Source organism: Rhodovulum bhavnagarense (assembly GCF_004343505.1).
GTDB lineage: Bacteria > Pseudomonadota > Alphaproteobacteria > Rhodobacterales > Rhodobacteraceae > Rhodovulum > Rhodovulum bhavnagarense.
On record NZ_SLXU01000012.1, the window covers coordinates 69,951 to 91,344 of the forward strand.

The 21,394-nt window shown below is 60.8% G+C and carries 17 protein-coding genes; 6 read left to right on the forward strand and 11 right to left on the reverse strand.

The genetic code is table 11. The features are described 5' to 3' along the window. Position 1 precedes the first annotated feature (1 nt). From EV663_RS11700 to EV663_RS11725, 6 genes are all read right to left on the reverse strand, one after another. The gene (locus tag EV663_RS11700) at positions 2 to 217 is read right to left on the reverse strand and encodes a hypothetical protein (RefSeq protein ID WP_132952053.1); all 216 of its coding nucleotides are present in this window, start codon (positions 215 to 217) and stop codon (positions 2 to 4) included. Then, positions 214 to 2,610: a VirB4 family type IV secretion/conjugal transfer ATPase gene (locus tag EV663_RS11705; protein ID WP_132952055.1), complete on the reverse strand. Its 2,397-nt coding sequence runs from the start codon at positions 2,608 to 2,610 to the stop codon at positions 214 to 216. The genes EV663_RS11700 and EV663_RS11705 overlap by 4 nt, the downstream gene beginning before the upstream one ends. Beyond that, positions 2,600 to 2,878: a VirB3 family type IV secretion system protein gene (locus EV663_RS11710; protein ID WP_107326157.1), complete on the reverse strand. Its 279-nt coding sequence runs from the start codon at positions 2,876 to 2,878 to the stop codon at positions 2,600 to 2,602. Before EV663_RS11710 ends, EV663_RS11705 begins: the two co-directional genes overlap by 11 nt. A 9-nt stretch (positions 2,879 to 2,887) precedes the next feature. After that, positions 2,888 to 3,178 (reverse strand): TrbC/VirB2 family protein, encoded by a 291-nt coding sequence (locus EV663_RS11715; RefSeq protein WP_100196091.1) that lies wholly within the window; start codon positions 3,176 to 3,178, stop codon positions 2,888 to 2,890. Next, positions 3,175 to 3,774 (reverse strand): lytic transglycosylase domain-containing protein, encoded by a 600-nt coding sequence (locus EV663_RS11720; protein WP_207904426.1) that lies wholly within the window; start codon positions 3,772 to 3,774, stop codon positions 3,175 to 3,177. The genes EV663_RS11715 and EV663_RS11720 overlap by 4 nt, the downstream gene beginning before the upstream one ends. 109 nt (positions 3,775 to 3,883) lie before the next feature. Next, positions 3,884 to 4,243, reverse strand: a complete 360-nt coding sequence (locus EV663_RS11725) for a hypothetical protein (RefSeq protein WP_132952059.1) — start codon at positions 4,241 to 4,243, stop codon at positions 3,884 to 3,886. 194 nt (positions 4,244 to 4,437) lie between these two features. Between EV663_RS11725 and EV663_RS11730 the strand changes: the two genes are divergently transcribed. The 4 genes from EV663_RS11730 (at position 4,438) to EV663_RS11745 (ending at position 8,760) form a co-directional block, all read left to right on the forward strand. Continuing rightward, a complete protein-coding gene (locus EV663_RS11730; RefSeq protein WP_341799037.1) occupies positions 4,438 to 4,713 on the forward strand; it encodes a hypothetical protein in 276 nt (91 codons plus the stop codon). Positions 4,714 to 4,894: 181 nt separating this feature from the next. Beyond that, positions 4,895 to 5,896 carry a DUF4236 domain-containing protein gene (locus EV663_RS11735; protein ID WP_132952061.1) on the forward strand — a complete coding sequence of 334 codons (1,002 nt, stop codon included), beginning with the start codon at positions 4,895 to 4,897 and terminating at the stop codon, positions 5,894 to 5,896. Positions 5,897 to 6,070: 174 nt separating this feature from the next. Beyond that, positions 6,071 to 8,065, forward strand: coding sequence for an ATP-binding protein (locus EV663_RS11740; protein WP_165910187.1), 1,995 nt, complete (start codon positions 6,071 to 6,073; stop codon positions 8,063 to 8,065). A gap of 35 nt (positions 8,066 to 8,100) precedes the next feature. Further along, positions 8,101 to 8,760 (forward strand): hypothetical protein, encoded by a 660-nt coding sequence (locus EV663_RS11745; RefSeq protein ID WP_207904427.1) that lies wholly within the window; start codon positions 8,101 to 8,103, stop codon positions 8,758 to 8,760. 111 nt (positions 8,761 to 8,871) lie between these two features. Here EV663_RS11745 and EV663_RS11750 read toward each other — a convergent pair whose 3' ends face one another. Then, positions 8,872 to 9,453, reverse strand: a complete 582-nt coding sequence (locus EV663_RS11750) for a rhomboid family intramembrane serine protease (protein ID WP_132952085.1) — start codon at positions 9,451 to 9,453, stop codon at positions 8,872 to 8,874. A 323-nt stretch (positions 9,454 to 9,776) separates the two neighbouring features. Here EV663_RS11750 and EV663_RS11755 point away from each other — a divergent pair, with 323 nt between their 5' ends. Further along, entirely contained in the window at positions 9,777 to 10,433 is a 657-nt protein-coding gene (locus EV663_RS11755) for a hypothetical protein (RefSeq protein WP_132952065.1), read from the forward strand. A gap of 238 nt (positions 10,434 to 10,671) precedes the next feature. Beyond that, positions 10,672 to 11,514, forward strand: coding sequence for a hypothetical protein (locus EV663_RS11760; RefSeq protein WP_132952067.1), 843 nt, complete (start codon positions 10,672 to 10,674; stop codon positions 11,512 to 11,514). Positions 11,515 to 11,755: 241 nt separating this feature from the next. Here EV663_RS11760 and EV663_RS11765 read toward each other — a convergent pair whose 3' ends face one another. From EV663_RS11765 to EV663_RS11780, 4 genes are read right to left on the reverse strand one after another with little or no spacing between them, the layout of a single operon-like run. Next, on the reverse strand, positions 11,756 to 15,148 hold the full coding sequence (locus EV663_RS11765; protein ID WP_132952069.1) for a UvrD-helicase domain-containing protein: 3,393 nt from the start codon (positions 15,146 to 15,148) through the stop codon (positions 11,756 to 11,758). Beyond that, positions 15,148 to 17,802, reverse strand: coding sequence for a PD-(D/E)XK nuclease family protein (locus tag EV663_RS11770; protein ID WP_132952071.1), 2,655 nt, complete (start codon positions 17,800 to 17,802; stop codon positions 15,148 to 15,150). Before EV663_RS11770 ends, EV663_RS11765 begins: the two co-directional genes overlap by 1 nt. 2 nt (positions 17,803 to 17,804) lie before the next feature. Continuing rightward, positions 17,805 to 19,982, reverse strand: a complete 2,178-nt coding sequence (locus EV663_RS11775; protein WP_132952073.1) for a DEAD/DEAH box helicase — start codon at positions 19,980 to 19,982, stop codon at positions 17,805 to 17,807. A gap of 5 nt (positions 19,983 to 19,987) precedes the next feature. Beyond that, positions 19,988 to 21,295 (reverse strand): ATP-binding protein, encoded by a 1,308-nt coding sequence (locus tag EV663_RS11780; protein ID WP_132952075.1) that lies wholly within the window; start codon positions 21,293 to 21,295, stop codon positions 19,988 to 19,990. Between the last annotated feature and the right edge of the window lie 99 nt (positions 21,296 to 21,394).

Consider the following 21,394-nt stretch of genomic DNA (forward strand, 5'->3'; position numbering starts at 1 on the left):
CTTAGCCGCCCGCCCCCAGCATCACGAAATCGCAGGCCGTGTCGCGCCGCGTGACCTCCGCGCCCATGGTCGAGATCGTCGTCGTGGCGGTTGCACCTCGTGCGGGCGTATCGCGGAAGTTGAAGCAGTTGGCCTGCGCGGGGTTATGCTGCGCGCAGGCTGTCAGGGTCAGGCCGAGGCCAAGCAGCACGACGCTGCGGATGAGGATACGGGTCATGTCACTCTCCAGAAATCAGGGCGGTCACGATAGTCGGGGCCGACAAGGGCCTCGCCTTTCTCCATGCCGCCCAGGATGGTCACGAGGGGGCCGAGCGCGCTCAGATCGGCGTCAATCACCACCGCGCCGCGGTCGTCGCGCACGAGGGCCAGCCGGGAGGCGGAGCCGACACCCAGAAGCACGTCGAGTTCCTTCTCGCTGAGGCCGAGCATCGCGTAATCCGCAGCCGAAGCGCGGATGTTGGGCAAGAGAACTTGCGTCGGCACGGCTTCCACGATGGTCTTGCCGGTCCGCGTGCGCTCGAGCTGGCTGGCATACTGGGTCATCATCACGACGACGGCGTTCTGCTTGCGGGCGGTCACCAGCCAGTTCGAGAGCCGCTCCGCGAAATACGCGTTGTCCAGCGCCTTCCAGGCTTCGTCGATCACGATGATCGTGGGCTTGCGGTCCTCGATCACCCGTTCGACCCGGCGGAAGAGATAGGAGAGGACCGCCATGCGTTCCCGCTCGCTCTCGGAGTCGAGGATGCCGGTCAGGTCGAAGCCCGCGACGTCCGCGTCGGTGCTGCCCCCGATCTGGAACGTGTCGTCCGCGTTCGCCCCAAAGATCCAGCCATAGCGGCCATCGGCCGTCCATTCCTGCATCCGCTCGAAGAGATCGCCCTCGTCATCGGTGGAGACGAGGAGCGAGGCGAAGTCCGACCAGTTCCTGAGGCCAGCGTTTCCGGCACTGGCGTTCTGACGCACGACCTCCTGCAGACGGTTGGTCTGCACCGGGGTCAGGGGTCGGTCCCGGCGCTCGAGAAGGCTTGCGAGCCAGTCGGCCAGCCAGGCCTGACCGCGGGCATCGATCTCGGTTTGCAGCGGGTTCAGACCCGTGGGTCGCCCTGCCCGCACCGTCGAATAGCTGCCGCCAAGCGCGCGGACGGCCATTTCCATGCCGGCGCGATAGTCGAAGACGAAGAGCCGTGCGCCCGCCCGGCGCGCCATGGTCATGAGGAACGCCGCCAGCACGGATTTGCCCGAGCCGGGGCGGCCAAGGATCAGCGTGTGGCCTCCCGTGGGTTCGCGATCCGGTGCGCCCTGTTCGTGGAAATTGAAGCGGAACCCGCTGCGCTCAGGCGTCGGGAAAAGGGTGATCGGCACGCCCCAGGGCACTTCCCGGCCAGTCTTGCCAAGCGGGGTGCGGTGGAAGGTGGCGAGATCGGCGAAGTTGTGGTTCGTGATCGCAGCTTTGCGGCTGCGCGCTCCTGTGTTCCCCGGATGCTGCGCCATGAAATGCGCCCGCGCGCCGAAGGCTTCTGAGATCAGGTTGATGCCGGAGGTGGCCGAGATGTTGCGGATCTCGGCCGCGATGTCGTCGAGGGCAGCTTGGGTCCGCGCATAGACCGCCACCGTCATGTGGTGCTCGCCGAAGATCAGGCGTTTCGATTCCAGATCGTCCTGCGCGAGTTCCAACTCCTGCGCGAGGCTGACGGCCCCGTCATTAGCCGCCTGCATCAGCCGCAACTGCCGCTTGATCCGGCCTGCCATGATGTTCGCGTTGATCGGCACGAAGGAATGCGTGACCACCATGTCGACGGGCAGGTTCAGCTCATCGAGCATCAGGCTGTCGGTCTTGGCAGGGTAGTTCTTGACCGCAAAGATCGCGCCCAGCTTGTCGCCCACAGCACCATCGGAGAGCGCAATGGTCGTGCCGCGGAAAGTGACCCGGGTATTGGCCACGTCCTCGGCGATCACGCCAAGGCGCGACCGGGGGAAGAGCGGATGCTCTTCACCGGTGTTGAGCGAACCAAGAAAGCCCAGAAGCTCGCCAGTGCTGGCGGCGAGCAGGCGGGGCTTCAGCTCATCGAATGACGACAGCAAAAACCCCACGACCTCGTCGAGCTTGCGCAAGCGCCGGGTCGTGTCGGCCGCATGCCGCGCGCGGGACGCCCCCAGACCGAAGGGCAGACGGCTGCCCGCCTCGGGGCGCTTCAGCACGGTCAGGGTCAGCGTCTTGTCGCGCAAGCCCGCGCGACCGAGATGCGCGTGCCATCGTTTGTCGACGGCGGCAGCAAACCCCTCGCCCGGAATGGGCGGCAGGGTCACATCGACCGCTTTCGAGACCTTGTGCAGGTAGAAAGAGAACTCCGTTCCGACCTGCGCGACGATCCCGGCGAGAAGCCCGCCGATCCGGTCCAGATGGGCATCCTCGCTCGTGGTGCTGTTGACCCCTTCGAGCCGGATGCATTGCATCAACTCGTTGCCGCGCGTCCGGATCGTCCGGTCGGTGACGAGGCTGACATAGGGCAGCATGGACGAGAGCCGCTTCTCGCCCTTGACCCATGCAGGCAGCGTAGTAAGCGGATCGAGGGCGCCTTCCACGTCACGGGCAACTCCATCACGGGGCATAGCTGTCGCCCCCGTGGATCTTGCGGTTTGTCGTGGGCGGGGTTTCCTGCAAGGTGATCACCAGGACATCGAGGAAGTTCGGATCCCAGTCTGCGGCTTTCCAGAGCGCCGGCCAGGCCAGCCCCGCGAAGACGGCCACCACCCAGCTCTGGACCCAGAGGAACAGAAGCGTCGAGCCGAAGAGCCAGACCATGGCGTACATGATCGGCAAACCCATCAGCTTGGGTGGCCTCAGAAGGCCGATGAACACGCGGGACTGGTCGGACATGGGTGCTTCTCAGGTCGTCCAGATGGCGGCGACGATGGTGGGCGCCGCGGCGATGCCCGCGATCGCGACCACCACCCAAAGCGCCTGGCGGAAGTCGAGGATGCCGAAGAGCCAGGAGAGAAAGACGCCGATCAGCGCGAGCGTGCCGATCACGATGCCCAAGGGGCCGGTGATCGCATCGACGATGCCCTGCAGCAGGGTCTGCACGGGCGACAGGTCGATGCTTTGGGCCAGAGCGGGGCCGGCAAGCACGATGAGTGCCATCGCGCCGAGCGCAACAATAGAAGGTTTGGACGTCACGAAAGGTCTCCTCTCAGCCGCTGGAACACGGCTGTCACACGGGCCACATGGCCTTGGGTTTCTCGAAAGGGGGGAATGCCGCCATGGCGGGTGACCGCATGGGGACCGGCATTGTACGCCGCAAGCGCCAGCTCGGGATCGCCGAACTGCTCAAGCATCATCAGAAGGTAACGGGCCGAGCCGTCGAGGTTCTGGGCGATGTCATGGGGATCGACGCCGAGATCGCGCGCGGTATCGGGCATCAGCTGGCCGAGTCCGATGGCGCCGACGGGGCTGCGCGCGCCCGGATTGTACGCGCTCTCGACCTCGATATTGGCGCGGTAGAACAGCGCCCAATCAGTGACCGACAGACCTGCCTGACGCAGGGCGTCATGGCTGCCGTAGCGCAGCGCCGTGGTCTCGATGGCGTGGAGGATTTCGGGGGAGGCGCGGACGGCGCGCGGGGCGACCGCTGCTGCAGCCGTCACATCGCTCAGGGGATAATCATCCCCAAGGGACTGCGGTTCGGCAAAAAGAAAGAGGCGATCTGGAAGGGGCCCATTCTGGGCATCGTCGTCGCCGGTGAACGAGCGCAGGCTGCTCGTGGTCTCGGCCATGTCGATCAGTCGGCCATCGGGGCTGACCTGGAAGATGAAACCGTCGGCAAGGGCCGGGGGTGCTGAACAAACACCTGTACCCAATGCAACGACGAGCGCAAAAGCGCGGTCAGTTGTCCTTGACCAGAACCGGTCCGGTCCGCGGCTCGGACGTGCGTCCGGGTGCTGCGTGGCGCTCGCGGGCACCCTCGACAAGCGGGATGCTGGCGGTCGTGCAGCCCATGTCGGCAAGGAAGCTGACAAGGCCGACGATGGTCTTGAAATCGCGCAGCTTAAGGACGCTGCGGCTGGTGACGAGCATCTTGTCGTCCCCTCCATCCGGGGCAACCGCCCGGATGACCCAGGTGCCGTACCAGCTGTTGTGGCGCTTCTCGGCGCCTTCCTTGCAGACCACCTCGATGAGATAGCCTTGGGCCAAGAGGCCGCGCAGCCCGTCTTCTGTAACCACATTCGGTGCTTCTTCTATCATGGCCTTCCCTTGGGTCCTTCTTCTGCCTGGGTGCAGTCTCGGGCCCACGGGGTCGCAACACCGCGGGCGATACAAGACAACATGAACGATAGCAAGACAATATTAACGACTTGACGCAGATTGCCTTGCTCCGATAACGGTGATAGCTGACAAAGTCGTGATCTTAAAGGCAGCAAAGGAGTTTTGCCCTGCACATGTCCTGTGCGTGCAACATCCCCCTGGCGCTGCTGATCACCGTCCTTATGGTGAGTGGTCCTGCCCATGCCTGCATCCCGCCCGAACGGCCGTTCCTGCCCGCGTCCCGAGAAGACATGCGCGCCTACGCGGACCTGATCCGGGGGGATTTCGAGGCCTACATCGCCGACGTGCAAGAGTATTTCCGCTGCATCGACGAGGAGCGCGCGCGGGCCTTTATCGAGGCCAGGGAAGTGAGCGAGGAATACGGGCGGTTCTTCGAGGCTGTCGAGTAGCCCCCGTTCCGCTGGCACGGGCCGCCCTTGATCCTGTGCCGATGATACGGTGATGATTTTGCTGGAGGATGTTCGGTCTGCAACCCGTCCAAGGCACCCCACGCATCGGTTGCTTATGCGGCGGCCATGCGGTTCAATCAGGGTTCGTCTCCGGCCAATTTACAGAAAGGATTTACACCCCGTGTCTTTGCGTTTCTGGCAACGTATCCGTCTTGCGCCCGGGGTGACGCTGAACCTCTCGAAATCGACAGCCTCTCTGTCGTTCGGACCGCGCGGTGCCAAATACACCGTCAGCCCCCGGGGGAACCGAGCCACACTCGGGCTGCCGGGCACGGGCCTCTTCTACACCATCCAGGACCGTAAGGGCGCGCGTGCAGCCACCCCAACACGGGACAAGCTGTCCCTCGGGTTTTTCTGGCGGCTCGTGACCTCACCTGAGGAAAAGGCGCTCATAGATGGGCTGCGCGCGCTCAGCGAGGGTGATGAAGATGCAGCGCTGTCACATCTGGAAGCCGCAAACGATCTGCCCGACGCCGCCTGGATGGCCGGCATGATCCGCTTGAAGCAGGAGGCATTTGCGCAGGCGCGCGTGCATCTGGAAAGCGCGCTTGCGGCGGGCGGCAGGCTCGGCGCGCTGCTCACGAAATATGACCTCGCACCGCAAAGCACCCTGCCGATGGCCAAGGGCATCTTTGCTCACATCTCCCCCACCGAGCGCGGCACCCGGCTTGCGCTGGTGGAGCTGTGTGAGGCGAGCGGGGACGCCGAAGGCGCGACGCAGCATCTCGAGCGGCTTTTGGTCATCGCACCTGAGGATCCCGTGGTGCTCTTGTCCTTCGTCCAGATCGCGCTCGACACACCCCAAGATCACGACCTGCTCGACCGTGTGATCGCCCTGACCGTCGCCACCCAGAACGAGACCCCCATTGACACGGGCATTCTGCTCTACCGGGCTCGGGCGCTCGCGGTGCGCGGCCTCCCCGACGCCGCCATCGACGTGCTGACCCGCGCTGGCCGCCGCCGCAAGGACCGCCCCGATCGTCTTCTCCACCAGATCCGTCATGACCGCGCGGAGCTTTACGAACGCGTGGGTCGCAAGGCCCAGGCACGCCGTGAGTTCGAGAAGCTCTTCGTGGAGGCACCGGAGTTTGAAGGCTTGGCAGAGAGACTGGGGTTAAGGTGAATCGTTCGACCGGTCGGGCGGATTGCAGGCATTCGCTGTACTTGCAGTGCATTTGTTTGTCAGCAGCAAAGCGGACATTGCCCTAGGTTTAAGGATGCGGACGCAAGCCTTCCCTGCTATCAACACATGGAATACGACAGTGGTCCCGCCATAGTGGTGAGCAAGGATAACAATATGGATGGCGAAAGAGCTCCTGGGCACGATGCCGATGCCTTGATCAAGCCGGACATGCCGGCTGTTCTCGAACGCACCAACTTGTCGGTAAACGTGCAAGGCTTCCTGCTGCCCGTATTCGAGGCGCTTTCAAATTCGATGGACGGAATCGAACAGCGTTTCGACGACCAAGCATCTCGCAGGGGAAAGATCCTCGTCAAATTCGAAAACCTAAATGACCCTGACAAGGTGATGATAAGCGTCACCGACAATGGCGTCGGTCTGAATGACGAAAACTATAGGTCGTTTAGGACGCCTTTTAGCGGATACAAGCTCAGCAAGCGCGGACGCGGATTTGGTCGCTTCATAGCGTTCAAGGTGTTTTCGCGTATTCACTACTCCAGCAGGTTTGAAACGGCTGCTGCCGAGGCGACGAAGACGTTCCGCTTTGACATTTCGCAGGACGAGGAAATCATTTTCCATGATGGTGAACCTGACTTTCCCGGCTGCGGCTTGTGTGTCGAGCTGGATGAGCCACTGAATGATTGGTTCGATCTTATCGGCGGTTTGTCAAAGCAGGATGTAAAAGATCAAATCGGATCACACTTTCTACCATATTTCTTATATCGCGGGTTGCCAGAAATCCTTCTTCAATTCGACGATGAAGAACCAGAGAACATCACCAGTTACTTCAAAGCGGTCTTCGTTGAACATGCTGCGGGTCAGATCGACACTGCTATCGACGGCACAACATGCACCCTAAACTATACGCTGACCAAGATACCCAAGACGAAACAGTTCAAGAGCCATTGTCTTCTTTTCGCCGCGGCAGACCGGATTGTTGGACACCCCCGCGACCTGTCAAACAAGCTGGGTGCCACGCATTTCGTGGACGAGGACGATAGCAAATTTATCATTGTTGCAGTCGTGCGAGGCGATGCCTTTGAAACCCGTCTGAACGACTCGCGCACCAGCTTGGACCTGCCGCCCAAGGCGGTTGAAGAAATCGTGGGCGCTGTCTGTGACAAGATTCAGGACCGAGAAAAGCAGCAGATCGAAAAGATCAAAACCGGGCAGGCGCAGAAACTCAATATCGCCTTGCACGAGAACCCGATCTTGCGCTTGGGCCTAAAGGGGCAATCGCTTTCGGAGTATGTCGCCAAGAAACCAAATCACTGGGGGCCAGAAGAGTTCGTTCAAGACCTCGCGCTATCTCGGTATCGCAACACAGGAGATTTGCTCAAGCAGATAACTGAGGCTGCCAATGATCCAGCGTCATACGCTGAAAAAATCAAAGATTTGGCGAGCCGCATTGATGCTGGAAAGAAGGAAGCACTTGCCGAGTATGTCATCCATCGCAAGAGCATTATTGAGCTACTCGACGCGGCTCGAAAATTTGACGATTCGAAGAAGCGTGGTTCTGAGGATGAGGTTCATTCTCTGATATTTCGCCGGTTCAGTGACAGTGTAGATATTGAGTATTTCCAGCATAACCTTTGGCTGATCGACGACGCTCTTGCTTTCTTACCGTATGTGTCGAGTGATCGAACAATGCACGGCGGCGGACGCAAAAAAGGTGACAAGGTCACGGACCTTTTGTTTTATGATGATACGATGGTTTTAGGTGACGAGGATGGCACCACTTTGACTATCGTTGAGTTTAAGAAGCCGAGCCGAGACGACTACAGCTTTGGACCAGCCAAATCCGATCCGGTGACGCAGGTCATCGACACACTGGAAAAGGCAATTGCTGCTGGCGGCATTACTCGAACGGATGGTGCCCACATGTCGTTTGAGCGAGTTGCACGCCGCAGTGCCTTTATTATCGCCGATTTGACTCCGAGCTTAATAAAAATCCTTAAACGGCATAACTTCCAAAATCCCCACGATCCTAAGATTTGGACCCATTATTTCGACAACGGCGAAATTTTTATACAAGCGTTTGGCTATGACACCTTGGTTTCTATGGCCAAGAAGCGAAACCAAGCCTTCAGCAAAGTTTTGCTTGATGATTGACCTAAGGGAACGCGTTCGTATCCACGGCCGATACAATGCATGAAAGTTTGAAGGGTATCTCAACGAGGATTTTGGGGCTCGCAACTGACGCGTTGAAGCGGGCAAACACAGACGCCGTATATTTTGATCCGGGAATGGAGCATCGACAATCGCTTGCGCCTTTAGCCGCCGCTCATGCGGGAGAGCTCGTTCTTAAGGCACTCATTGCCAAAGAACATCCTCTACTCTTGTTCAAGAACATTGGCGAAAAAGCCACTGATGACGAAATTGACTTGGATTGGCTGCTAAAAAACGGCCGAACACATGACTTCTCTAGACTGCCGAGCGTGTTATGGGCCACCTCCGGCATCAAAGTTCCGAACATAGAGAGCTATCGGCGCATTGCAGCGCTCCGAAACCAAATCCAGCACTTTGTCGATGACCGAGATTGCGATGTTCAATACGCCTGTCTTAACTTCATCTACTCAAACATTGACCCCTTACTCAGCAACCACTTTGGGATCGCCGCGTGCAAGTTTCATGAGGATGAATTTGATGACTATGTGATCGGATGCCTTCTTGCGCATCAGATCAGATTTACGGTGCCAAGAGACACTGTGCTGACCGAGATTGACCCGAACGAATACTTGAAGAACTGTTCACCAGACTACAGAGAATGGGCGTGCGCAGAGCTGAAATTAGATTTACCCAGCTGACAATGTACGGTTTCGAGAGTGCGGCGAATGTCGGCAAAGCAGGCTGCGAATGCAGCAATCCAGGCTATGGTTAATTGACAGGTATGGGCCGGGCACGTCAGTTGTGGCGCTTCACTCCAGATCGACGTTGCCCAAGCGCGGTGCATGGACATGCGTTCGGACCAAGAACGCAGCGGCAGCGCCGGCGATGGCACCGAAGAGGTGCGCCTCCCACGACACGCCGGGTTGGCCCGGAAGAACGCCCCAGAGAATGGAGCCATAGAGAACACCGACCACCACTGCCGCGCCCAGCGTGATCGGCGAGCGATCCACGAGGCCGCGCACGACCAGGAAACCGAACCAGCCGAAAACCAAACCTGACGCACCGATATGGATGGCCGAGCTGCCGAAGAGCCAGACTAGAGCGCCGCCGAGGCCGATCACCACGGCGTTCACCGGCATCAAGGCTCGCGTCGTTGTTGCCACCAGCAGTCCACCCATCACCAGCAGCGTCGGCGTATTGGCCATCAGGTGACCGAAGCTTCCATGCAGAAGGGGCATCGCGATGACACCATCCAACCCACCGAGGTACCGTGGGATCAGTCCGAAGGTCGGGTTCAGGCTGTAGCCCGTGATCCAGTTGACGACCTGAATCGCCCAGAGCAGGGCGATGAAGGCGGCAAGCGCCGCGGCTCGCCGCAAAAAAGCGCGCATATGATCCCGGTTTGTCATGGCGGTGACAGTAGACATCTCTGGTAGGCCTTCAACGGCTTTCGCGTGCTGCATAGGATGCGGCGGCGGGACCGTGGTTCAGGGCGGCCAACCTAGCTACGGCCGAAACCAAGAGCGGGGCTGGCTACCGATGGCTGTGGCGAGGCATCAGAGCCTCATCTCCAAGGATGTAGGACTTCATTCCATCCCTTGTCGCACTCCTTCGAAGCACGACCGAAGCGCACGCTGTTTCTCAGCGAGCAAATCTGCTTGCTATCGTAAGTGTTGTTTTGTATCGCCGCACCATTATAGCTGGAGTCGGCGTCATGAATCACAAGGTCCGGACCGCGGCAGCCGCCGCGGCCATCACAGCATCGAGCCTCGTCGGTTCGGTCGAGCCGGCGCAAGCCTATCAGGTCGACTGCGCCATTCTGCTCTGTCTTGCGGGCGGCTGGCCGGCATCGGCGCCCTGTGCCCATGCGCGTGCGGTCTTCATCCGCAGGATCACACCCTGGCCGATCGAGCCACCCTTGCAGATCTGGCGTTGCCCGCTGGGGGCGTCGTTCAACGCCCCCGCCCCGCTTTCGCCGATGGAACGGCTTTACGACATCGGCTTCCGGGAGGCACCTCAGGTCAGCGTACCGCAAGCTCCCCTGCCCCTGGTCCAAGTACAGTCAGACGAGCAGGCCGACATCGATATTTCGGGCGACGCCTTCGACTTCGTCCGCAGCATCCGTGTCTTTCACATCCAGTTCAGCCAACGCGAAAACCGGGATGGGGATTGCAACCGTTACGACAGCACCCGCCTCGGTTCGTATGGGGTGCAAGGCGACTATCGATGGACACGGTCGAGTGTCGCCCAGGTTCCACCCGCCTCACAGCTGCCCGACACCGCGCACTGTAACTGGGTCAGTTACCGCTCGGTCTTTGTGGACTGGCGGGATCATGAGGGGAACTACGGCTTCGAAGAGGTCCGCTACTGAACTTGCCCGGACCTGCCCGGGGCAGGTCCGCACCCGATCATCTTGCACCTGTGACGGTGCACCGAACCCAAAAAGGGAAACGACGCCAGACCGAAAAGCCTGACGCCGCCCTAGAAGAACCCGTGAACAAGGATCTTCTAGCGCACTGTCCGAACCGCCGCAACCAGCAAAGTTGTTTTGCTGGCAAGAATGTTGTTTGCTCTCGGCATGGGGTCGTCTCTCACAGGAGACACCGACCATGGAACCCACGACCGGCCTGATCCTGAGACGGATCACCCAGACAGAGCTGTCCGTTTCCGCCCACAAGCTGGCGACTGTCATCCTCGACGCCATAGCGTGGAAGGAGGGTTACAACGGACTGCCGCGCGGGACAGCCGCCTTCACCCTCGCCGACCTGGCGTCGAAGATGGGCATCTCGCGACAGTACCTGACCGAGCTGCTGGCTGAACTCGAGGCGTCCGAGCTGGAGCTGAGACGCGAGAAGCCCAACGGCAAGTTCGCGCCCTGGCTCTTCCGCTTCACGGCCTTCGATGCCGAGGACCGCGCTCAGGATGTTGCGTCAGGCACAGGCGACACATCACTATCTAGAGAAAGAAATAACAAAACTATTTTCTCAGGACAGATCACTATTTCGGAAACATCGAACGTCTTTCAGACTTGTTGGGCGGACCTGATCAGAGCTGCGAAGAGGGCCCTGCCCTGTTGGAACGTCGACACGCAGGTGATCTGGGACCGCTTTCTTGCCTTTAACCGGGCGCGCGGGAACGACAGGGTTCCAGCCGGCTACCTACTCGGGTTCATGCGCCGATGGCGGACCTCACCCGGTTCAGAAAGCCGATCGGCGGAAGCGCCAACTCCGCAGCATGTGGTTGACCCGCGGGAGCGAGAGTTGCACGCTCAGATCAAGGCTGCCCCCAGCGGTAACCGGCAGTTTCACGCGTCAGACCTGTGTCGGCTCATCGGGCAGGCGGCCTATGAGGCTCGCGTTCTCAACGTCATCCGGCAGTTCGGCTGTCCAAGGTTCACCGCGACGCTCGCCGTTCATGGGAGGGCCGTGATGGCCGGCGAAATTGCTCGATAAGTAAGGCACGGCTATGTGGTGGAGACAACTGGCTCAGTTGACGATAGCCAGCTCAGAATCGTGCGCTGCCCCTCGGGCTGAGTCCTTTCGCAAGGCCCTATTCCAAACCCAACTCCTCTCGCTGCTATAGCCTCGCCCGCGATTGTAAGCCGAGCCGGCAGCATCAGTTCGACCTTGGGATTGAAGAGATCGTCCAACGTGGGTTCGGGGCGTTTGCGGGGCCCGGTGGCAGGGTCCTAGACTATGCCGCAATCGTCTGGGGAGAAGGTGGGACGGTGATCACCGTCCCGTTCGTCATCAGAACGATCAGGCCCCGTTCGGCGCCGGTCATGCCGAGATAGGCACGCACCTGAGCCCGATAGTGATCAAGCGTCTCCTGGGCGGGATTCACGTCGCTCTTCCAGTCGATCACGACGACTGGCCGACCTTCCAGATCAACTGATATTGCGTCCGAGATGCCCGCCGTCGCAACCAGTTCGGCATCCTCTTGCTGAAAGGCATAGAGTGGAAACTCAGCGAGCAATGAGGGACGCAATGCCGCCACCTCCGACAAGGCCAGCGTTCGCGTCACGCAACCGGCCAGTTCCTCAGGCGAAAGCCCGTTCGCCGGATCGGAGGAAGGTTCCTTGCCGAGCGCACAGATGAGGTCGCCAGCACGCGCGGTAAGCGCCTCATCGGCCTCGTTGCATTCCCCTGTCAGGACTTCTTCCATAAGCTTGTGAAGGATCAACCCACGCTCGCGTCCGCCCCGGATGGACGCGAGCGCGTCGGCGTCAGGCACCTGAGCATCAGCCGAACCGGCCCAGATGTCCGGTTCCTCTTCCTGAAGCACCGACCCGTTCGCCGTCTCGTCGCGGCTCGGCGCAAGCCAAGTCAGGTGCATCTGCCTTTCGGCAATCGCACCCGCCTCAGCCGCGAAACTCTCGCGTGTCTGACCGTTGCTGGTGTCGGCGGTCACCGAGATCGGGTCGAGCGGCAGGTGCGACACTTCGAGGGGAGGGAGATCTGTCAGGGACAGGTCCACGAGGCCGATCCAAGCTGATTTCGACGGCGTTACATCAAGCCGTGGCAAAACCAAGAGTTCCCGGGCGCGAGTTGCCGCGACATACCAGAGCCGGACCCGCTCACGGTCCAGTTCATCCTTTTCAGCCTGCCGCGCCGCGTCGTAACCGGACGGAGGGACACCCAGAACCGGGCAGTAGAAGGTATCAGTCTGGCGATCGGTCAGGGCGCTATCAGGCGCCATCACCTCTGTCATCGTATTGATGGGTATGACGACCGGCCACTCAAGCCCCTTCGCAGCGTGCATTGTATAGAGGGCGACGGCTTCCTCCTGCGCATCTGGTCGGCCTTCCACTGCGCGGGCCTCATCCGTCCATGCCGCCGTCATTGCCTCAGAAAAGGCGCGCAAGCCGCGTACTGCAAAGCCGGTGGCCAGGCTGAGATAGAGATCGACATTGGCAAGCGCTCGTTCTGCCTGACCGCGATGCCGTTCCAGAAGAACGGGGCGTACCCGAAGGACGTCGACGGCCTGCGAAAGAAGGTCGTTCGGTGTCGTGCTGTTGGCGCGTTTCTGGAGCGCTTGCAGCCGACCGATCACATCGCGCGCCAGCGGATGCGCTATTGCCGCCGGGTCGACGCCGAGGTCGAGTCGCGGGATCCGGTCGGGTTCTTCTTCCGAACGCGGAAGCGCCCAGACGATGTCCAAGAGCTCCTCTTCGCTGAGCCCGACAAGCGGGCCGCGCAGCAATGCGCCGAGCGCCAGTGTATCACGACGATCGGCGAGCACCCGCGTGATCGCGATGAGATCCTGTACTTCCTGCCGGCGAAAGAGACCTTTGCCGGCTTGGGTTGCGACTGGGACGCCCCGGCGCTCAAGGGCTTCTTCATAGCGCCAGAGCTCTGTGCCGGTTGGCGCGAGCAAGGCGATGTCGCCCGGCTGGCAGGGGCGTCGTGCACCGGCTTTGCGATCCTGGACTGGATGACTGCCTATCAATCGTGCGCAAAGTTCAGCGACCGCTTCGGCTTCGGCGTCGCGTCGTTGCTCGGCGCTGGCCTTGCCGTTCTCCTCAGCGACCGCGATATCGATTGCCGCGACGCAGACGCCGTCTTCGGGATCGTCGTGGAAGGGAACAAGCGCAGTGAAGCCGGGCTGGCCATCAGCAGACAGGACGGTCTCGAACCGTTCGTTGACGAAAGTGAGGATCGAGGCACAGGAACGGAAATTGGTCGAAATCGAAACGAGGCCGTCCGCATCCTGTGTTGAGAAGGCCGTGCGGGCCTGGACATAAGCGCCGACATCCGCGCCCCGGAAACGATAAATTGCCTGCTTGGGGTCACCGACCAAGAAGAGCGCACCGGGCCGGATCCGGAAGCGCGTCCAGTCTTGCGGATCATCACCAGGATCACCGCATAGACGCCAGAAGATTTCGGCTTGGAGCGGGTCGGTGTCCTGAAACTCGTCGACTAAGACCTTCGAATACCGCTGGGCGAGTGCTTGTCGCACGGATTCATGGTTCCGCAGCAGGTCGCGCGTGGCGTAGATGAGATCATCGAAATCGAGCTGGGCGCTGGCGCGCTTGTGCTCACGATAGCGCGCAAGGATTGTGCGTGCTTCGTCAATCAATATCGCAAGGACCTGCCCGGAAACCGCCTGCAGCAGTGCGGTCCACGTGGCACAGCACGCCTCGTACAAGCCGCTGGCCGTATCGTTCAGCCTGTCGCCGTCTGCCTTGGAGAGCCCGGCCTGCTTTGCCGCCGCCGACCATTTGCCCTTCTTGCGGTAGGCGTAAAAGCTGCCCGTCCCGGTCGTAAGGTCGGGATGCGGGCGTGCAACCAGCAACCTGACTAGCCCGGCGGGCGTGGAACCATCTGCAACTGATGGAAGGGCAGCCGCCATTTCAGAGAAGCGCGCAGCAAAGACCTCTGTTTCCGGCTCGTGGACGCCGGAGCCTTGCACAAAGGCCGAAAGTTCGTCGGTTGCCTGCCGGAAGGATTGCTGGTGATCTGTAAAAGGCGTGACTTCAGGGGCGACCAGATTCCTTGATCGCCGGAGGGCTTCGGCGATCTTGTGCATCAGAGCGACGGTCTCTCTCGGGCTATGCAGCACCATCTCGGCCAGGACACCGCCCTGATCGCCAGACAATCGCTCGCGCAACCAGCCGTCGACGATTTCGAGGAAGTTGAGATCAGCCTGGTTGCGGTCGATGACCGCTGCGCCCGGATCGATATCCGCTTCCGCTGGGTATGGCTTGATCAATCGCTGACAGAAACCGTGGATGGTCGAGCAGGTGATTTCGTCGAACGCAGTGCTGGCCAACGTCAGATTCTCGCGCTGTGCTGGAGACAGTCCCTCCGGCAGGCCGGCGCGCAGCTCCGGTGCGATATGGCCGGCGGCGAGATCTTCAACGAAATCCCGAACCCGCAGGAGGAGCTCGCTGGCCGCCAGTTCGGTAAACGTGACTGCCGCGATGGAACTTGGCGCGACACCCTGCGCCAGCATGACAGCGATCCTGCCGGCCATCACGGCGGTCTTGCCCGATCCCGCGCCGGCCTCTACCAAGATGGACCGGTCGTGACGGCTGATAGCGTCATGCCGGGCGCCTTCATCGTTCAGAACTTTCACGCTGCTCATTATTCCGCCTCCCAGATCGGCGCGACCGCTCTGAGACGCTCGGTCGCGGCGGCTTGTTTGCGTTTGCAGTAAGTGGCGCCTGCGTTTGCCGGCAAAGCAAAGGCGAGATCGTCATAGTCGCTTCCCGTATCCGGCCCGGGCAGTGCAGCCCCGCTGGTCAATGCGTTTCTCGCTGCCCGCAGATATGCCTTGATCTCCGTCAGGACGATGTCGGGCTCGTCGAGCTGGAGATCAAGCGGTTCACGCGGATAGAGTAGCGAGGCGCTGATCGCGATGTGGTCGCCCAGGAGCGCCTTTACGGCGAAGGCATAAAGGCAGCGCTGAAGCTCGCGGCCGCCGTTTACACGGATGTCGCCTTTGGGCGGCTTGCCGGTCTTGTAGTCGCGCACGAGCGCCCAGCTGCCGTCATCAGCGATGTCGAGCCGGTCGATATAGCCGGCAATGTGAAATCCGGTGTCGGGGATGATCACCGGCACACTGGCGTCCCAGGGCAATGCCGCCTCCGACTTGGGCTCGGACCCGCCGAACGGGACCTCGCCAAAGGATCGGCTGCCCGGCAAATGATCATTGCCATAGGCAAGCGCCTGTCCGGCAAGAGCGCGCGCATCCCCTAGCGTGCGGCCCCAGATAACAGGGGGCGGAACGGGTCGCTCGCTTTCCCATTCGGCAGCCACCTCTCCAGCGGCTTCGTCCACCGCAGCCTGAATGGCAGCCGTGTCAGCCGACGCCAAACCGCCCGCCGCCTCGAGGTTTCGTAGGGCGCGGTCGAGAACGAGATGGATGAGGTCACCGGTTTGCAGGGCATCGAGCACCAGCGGCTCCGTACTACCTTGTGGAGATTTCCAACCGAGAGCGTAGCGCCAGAGGAAATTGAGGGGGCTGCGCAGCAGTGTTTTGAGCGAGCTCGCCGATTGGGTCCGCTCGAGGATCGCGAGAACCAAGGGATGATCGGACCGGACCAGGCCATCATGAGCTGTCACATCGGCCATGCGCCAATCGCGCCAGCAGGAACGCGCGCTCAATGCCTGGGGATCGGCGGCGAACTCCCGCGGCCGCGCCATCAACCGGTCGGTTTCACTGAAGGCATGGGTGGGAACAACGTTGCGCCGCAGATAGGTTTCCTCGCCATAGAAGGCGAGGAGGGGGCTGCGACCCAGCAGCCGGCCGTCGCTGTCGCGTCGGGCGCGAGAGAGGACGACCTCGCTGCCCGTAGTGGCGAGGATCGTATCAAAGTCACGGCGATCTGCGAAATTTACGGGAAGCGGGTCGAGCTCGCCCGTCGGAATGATGTGATCCGGGATCAGCCGATCTTCGGCGATACCGCGCGGCCAGCGGGAGGAATTGAGACCGATCAGCCGAGCGAAGCGACGCGGCGACGCAGCGAGGGCGCTGGCCGGCATCCAGGCCACGGAGACGGAAGCCTCGAGCCCGTCATCCTGTTTCAGTGATTCCAGCGTGCTGTCGATCGCGCCGGCGGGCCCTGCCAGAAGGGCTTTGCGCCAGATGGACAATGCCCGGCCCTTGAGGAAGGCTTCGCCGATCTCCCGTGCCGCATCCGGTCCCATTGCCAGCAGATCGACCGCAGCTCGCAGCACCGGGGCGTGATCGATGCCGTCGGGCCAGTCGTCCGGCGCAAGGCGCGCCAGCAGTTGGTTCCAGGCGGACGGCGTTGACAAGGGAGCATCGCTTGGAAGGACACGCATCCAGCCAGGGGGAAGGGCCGCCAGAGGTGCAGAATCCCGGCACAGGGCGGCGAGACGGCGCAAGCGCGAATGCGAGAGCCCGCGCACGATGATGTCGGCGAGTGCCGCTGCCGTTTGTCCGTCACGTGTGGTGACAGCTGGAACGCCATGGACGAAATGCAAATCGATATTGGCATCGGCGCGCAGCGCGAGAAAGTGATCGTCGTAGTCGGCCGGCGACGCGGTGGCGATGGCAATGTCAGCTGGGGATACGCCCGACGCGAGCAGCGCCCGGACCCAACGGAGCGTCTCTACTGCCTCATGGTAAGCGGTCGCGGCACTGACGGATCGAATGGCCGGCGCCTCAGCATCGCCACGAGCGACGGAGATGCCGCATTCCTTGAGCCAGGCCGGGACAGGGCGAGGACCTGACGTCCATTGTATCGGGATGTGTTCGGCGAGAGCTTTCAAGAGAGGCCGCCAGCAGGGAGACAGTTCGGTCAGCCCGACGATTTCCATCGAGCCGAATATGGCGGGCGCATGAGTGATCCGGCTGATGGCTGCGGCGACAATATCGATCGGACGCATCATGCCGCCCGGCAGTTCGGTGAAAACAGCGGCCTCTAGGCGAGCGATGGCTTCAAGCCTTGGATGATCATCTGACCGGGAGGTGAGATCGATACCGGCTCGCCACGCCTTGTGCAGTGTGTCGGCGGCCGCTCCGATCATGCCCGGCAGCATCTTGATTTCTTCCAGTTCGCCCATCGGTGTTTCAGGGAGGACCGTCTGGATCGCCGCGCGCAGGCTTTCTTCGTCGATCGGGCGCACGAAGCCCCCCGCGAGCCGCACCGCGGCTTGTTCGAACGACATGATCTGGAGACCATGTTGACCACCACGGGCCGCCGCAAGGCGGGCCTCCCGCATTGCGTGTCGTCCATAGACAATAAGCGTGGACCGGCGCGTCGTGGACATCTTTAAGTTCCTTCTCGAAGAATAGTTTTGACCAAATCGGGAAGTGCTTGTGTCGAGAGCTTTGAGGATTCAGCATCCCGAACCAAAAGTGTTTTAGAAAGAAATGGATGGAACTTCTCTGATATCAGATTTCCTGCGCCTGCGAACAAATCGACGGGTTCGCCGGATCGAAAATTTGCCAGCACTGATCGTAGATCGGGGGTTTCGTCCCTGGCCTCCACCAGCAGAAACCCGTCATGCTGTTCGACTGAAAACCCTTGACTTCTGAGTGCGAGCGCGAGAGTCGATGTCTTCACCGTACCGACCCGCGTTGCAATGATCGATGTATGCTCACCGAGAGAGTGGATATTCTCGGTCCGAAACCCTAGCAGTTGATATGCCGCACGCGCTTCCTCCAGCATCGTCAAGGAAACACTGTCCATGTAAGCTGGGCTGGAATCCCCCTCGAGCACGGTGAACATCCGGTCGATCACCTTGTCATGAATGTCCCCTGCATCGCCGCCGAAGACAGGCGGCACACCAGCCTTCGCGGGTTTGACGACGATGACCTTTTCATGATCATGGATCTCTTGAACAACCCAACGCCGCCCGGAGAAAATTAATAGCATCCCTGGAGCAAGAACATTGTCGATCGGCAGGGTTCCAAGATCCCGCCCCTCTGCAACCAAACGGAATTCTTCAGGTGTCTGGAACACCGCATAGAAGCTGTAATGCTCAACCAGCTTTTCGCCCGCGGGTCCCAAAAGTAACAGCCCGCTGCCGGCCTGTTCGATCAAGCCGGTTTCAGGTTGACCGATCGCACGCAACACATCTGCGAAGACTTCAGTTGTGACCTTTCGAAAGGGGCCTTCGCGGCAGAGCACGTTGTAGACCACGCTTGCAGACGCGCCGCCGCGCTGCGCTATGACTGACAATATCTGATGGACGAGCGTCGAGAGATGAAGCGCCTGAGGTTTTGGCGGTTCGCACCAGCCTTCAAGCAGGAGGTCTATCATCGCGATGGACCTGATCAGGCCGAGGCGAAGACGATCCACGAAACTGCTCTCCGGCGTCAGTTTGGCTTCGACAGCGTACTGCCTCAGAATGGCCGGCTGTCCTTCACGCCGACCTGACCGGCCAAGCCGTTGTCGCAACGCCGCGACGCTGAATGGCGCACCGATTTGAGCCACGCAGGTCACGTCACCAATGTCGATTCCAAGCTCAAGCGTCGACGTGCAAACGGCGGTCGTCGGTTTCCCAGGGTCCTTCAAGCGCCGCTCAACGAAGTCACGGTGTTCTCGGGAGAGGCTCGCGTGGTGGGGATAGAATTCCTGTGGCAGGTGCTCCCGTTCGCAAAGCTCCCGCAACCGATCTGCGTAGATCTCGACCCGTTGGCGCGCTCCGGCGAAGACCAGATTGTCGCTGCCTCGAAGGTGTTTGAAAAGATGGGCTGCTATAGCGTCCGTTGCGGATGGGCTGTTTTCATCTTCATCGCCTGAGAGGTAGCCGCGAAGCTGTAGCCTCAATTCAGCCTCGCCGCCATCTGCTTCGATCAGCTGGACAGAGCTTGCTGCGTCAGGGCGAAGATAGGCCTTTGCGAGGTCCATGTCGCCTAGCGTAGCTGACAGACCTATCCGACGGATTGGGCGCTTTATCGCGAGCTCGAGCCGTGTGAGCAGTGAACGAAGCTGGACACCGCGTTCGCTATCCAGAACTGTGTGCAGCTCGTCGATCACGACCGCCCGTGTCGCCCCAAACAGGCGGGCAATTTCCAAACCGCGACGAATGAAAAGCGCCTCAAGGGACTCCGGGGTTATCAGAAGGACCCCTTTTGGAGATTTCAACGAGCGCGTCTTGATCGATTGCGAGACATCCCCGTGCCAGGGAACAACCGGAAGCTCTGCTTCCTGGCAGATGCCTTCCAGCCGCATGGCCTGGTCCGTGATCAAGGCTTTCAGCGGGCCGACGTAGAGCAGGTCGAAGCCGGTGCCGCCCGACGGCTCGTCAAGCACCTGTGAAATCAACGGCAGGAACGCCGCCTCGGTCTTTCCGCCCGCCGTGGACGCCGCAACGATCAAATCGGCGTTGGTCTCGTAGATCGTCCGGATGGATCGCGCCTGGATGTCGCGAAGTTCGCGCCATCCTTTCTGGCGTATCCATTTCTGAACAGGCCTCGCCAGTTTGTCGAACGCACTGCTCATCGGCGTCAGAGCTTGAAGCTGATCAGATCATCGTCACCGGGGTCTTGGGCGCCAGTCGACTCGTCTACCTCGGTCATGTCTTCGCCGAGGTCTTCGGAGACTTCGATCTTTTCGATCAGATCGCTCCACTCGACACCGGGGTTTTGCTCGAGCACGGAAAGCAGGTTCACGAAGGCCGTCACCGTATTGCGCGGGGTGCGGAAGTAAGCTTCACCAATCCGGTCCGAACAATGCGCCATGAAGGCCTCGAGCGCGTCGTCTGGCAGAGCACCGGCATCGTCCTGCATGATCCGCCGGACATTGGCCAGAAGAACGAAGAGGTCTTCAGGGGTCAGGCTGGCCAGCCGAACAACCGGTCCTGAAAGATCGACCAATCCGTCTCGCGCGAAGGTGTTCTCGGCCAAACGCGATTGAAGGGCTTCGTAGCTGTAGAGCCCTCGACGGGTGTTCATCAGAAATTCCGGGGTCCCGCCCATAAGAAATCCGAGGTTCTCAGCACTGCCCTGCAGCACATCATTCAGGATCCGGAGGATCTGTTCGTAGTTCGCATTGCGGGCCTGAGACGAGGTGAGCTTGTAGAGGTTCACCATCTCGTCGAGTCCGACCAGTAATCCTTTGTAACCGGCCTCGCACACGAATGCTGACATCAGCTTCAGATGGTCATAGACACTGGCGTCGTCGATGATCGTTCGCACACCAAGCGCCTTGCGCGCGTCGGTGCGTGTCGCGAACTCGCCGCGCAGCCATCTCAGGGCTGCGGATTTCAGCTCGTCGTCGCCGGTCTCATGGCCTTCCCAATATCGACGGATGACTTCAGCGAACTCGAACCCCCCGGTAAGTTCTTCGAAGTGGCCAAGGCGTTCACGAATGACAGACCCTGTTGGCAAATCCCGTTCTTCAGCGTCTCTGTGAGCCTGGCTGACAAAACGCTCCACCACGCTGGCCAATGCCCCACCATCGGGCTTTGTCCGCGTCGAGAGGTTTCGGGCCATCTCCGCATAAAGCCCTCGGGCTTGCCCGCCGGTCGCGTGAATGCGGCGATCCGGTGCCAGATCCGCGAACATCACGACCAGGCCTTTCTCCAGAGCCACGAGGCGGATCAGGTTCATGAAGAACGTCTTGCCGGAACCGTATTCCCCGATGATGAACCGGATCGTCGAACCGCCATCGGATATCCGGTCCATGTCCTTGACGAGCTCTTCAATCTCCCGGACGCGGCCGACCTGGATATGGCGCAAACCGAGCTTGGGCACGACCCCAGCCCGAAGGGCCTGTACGATTGCATCGCGTTCACGTGGTTTCAACTTAGACATTCCTGCCCTCCGCACCCATTATTTCTTTTACCGCCTCCGCAATCTCCAGAGACACGTCATATCCATCATACTCGTCGAGCAGCGCTTCATCGTAGGTCT

Excerpts from the sequence above, each read along its gene's own strand:
- EV663_RS11700 (WP_132952053.1), bottom strand. The coding sequence starts at position 217 with ATGACCCGTATCCTCATCCGCAGCGTCGTGCTGCTTGGCCTCGGCCTG.
- EV663_RS11705 (WP_132952055.1), bottom strand. The coding sequence starts at position 2,610 with ATGCCCCGTGATGGAGTTGCCCGTGACGTGGAAGGCGCCCTCGATCCG.
- EV663_RS11710 (WP_107326157.1), bottom strand. The coding sequence starts at position 2,878 with ATGTCCGACCAGTCCCGCGTGTTCATCGGCCTTCTGAGGCCACCCAAG.
- EV663_RS11720 (WP_207904426.1), bottom strand. The coding sequence starts at position 3,774 with ATGGCCGAGACCACGAGCAGCCTGCGCTCGTTCACCGGCGACGACGAT.
- EV663_RS11725 (WP_132952059.1), bottom strand. The coding sequence starts at position 4,243 with ATGATAGAAGAAGCACCGAATGTGGTTACAGAAGACGGGCTGCGCGGC.
- EV663_RS11730 (WP_341799037.1), top strand. The coding sequence starts at position 4,438 with ATGTCCTGTGCGTGCAACATCCCCCTGGCGCTGCTGATCACCGTCCTT.
- EV663_RS11740 (WP_165910187.1), top strand. The coding sequence starts at position 6,071 with ATGGATGGCGAAAGAGCTCCTGGGCACGATGCCGATGCCTTGATCAAG.
- EV663_RS11745 (WP_207904427.1), top strand. The coding sequence starts at position 8,101 with ATGCATGAAAGTTTGAAGGGTATCTCAACGAGGATTTTGGGGCTCGCA.
- EV663_RS11750 (WP_132952085.1), bottom strand. The coding sequence starts at position 9,453 with ATGCGCGCTTTTTTGCGGCGAGCCGCGGCGCTTGCCGCCTTCATCGCC.
- EV663_RS11755 (WP_132952065.1), top strand. The coding sequence starts at position 9,777 with ATGAATCACAAGGTCCGGACCGCGGCAGCCGCCGCGGCCATCACAGCA.
- EV663_RS11760 (WP_132952067.1), top strand. The coding sequence starts at position 10,672 with ATGGAACCCACGACCGGCCTGATCCTGAGACGGATCACCCAGACAGAG.
- EV663_RS11765 (WP_132952069.1), bottom strand. The coding sequence starts at position 15,148 with ATGAGCAGCGTGAAAGTTCTGAACGATGAAGGCGCCCGGCATGACGCT.
- EV663_RS11770 (WP_132952071.1), bottom strand. The coding sequence starts at position 17,802 with ATGTCCACGACGCGCCGGTCCACGCTTATTGTCTATGGACGACACGCA.
- EV663_RS11775 (WP_132952073.1), bottom strand. The coding sequence starts at position 19,982 with ATGAGCAGTGCGTTCGACAAACTGGCGAGGCCTGTTCAGAAATGGATA.
- EV663_RS11780 (WP_132952075.1), bottom strand. The coding sequence starts at position 21,295 with ATGTCTAAGTTGAAACCACGTGAACGCGATGCAATCGTACAGGCCCTT.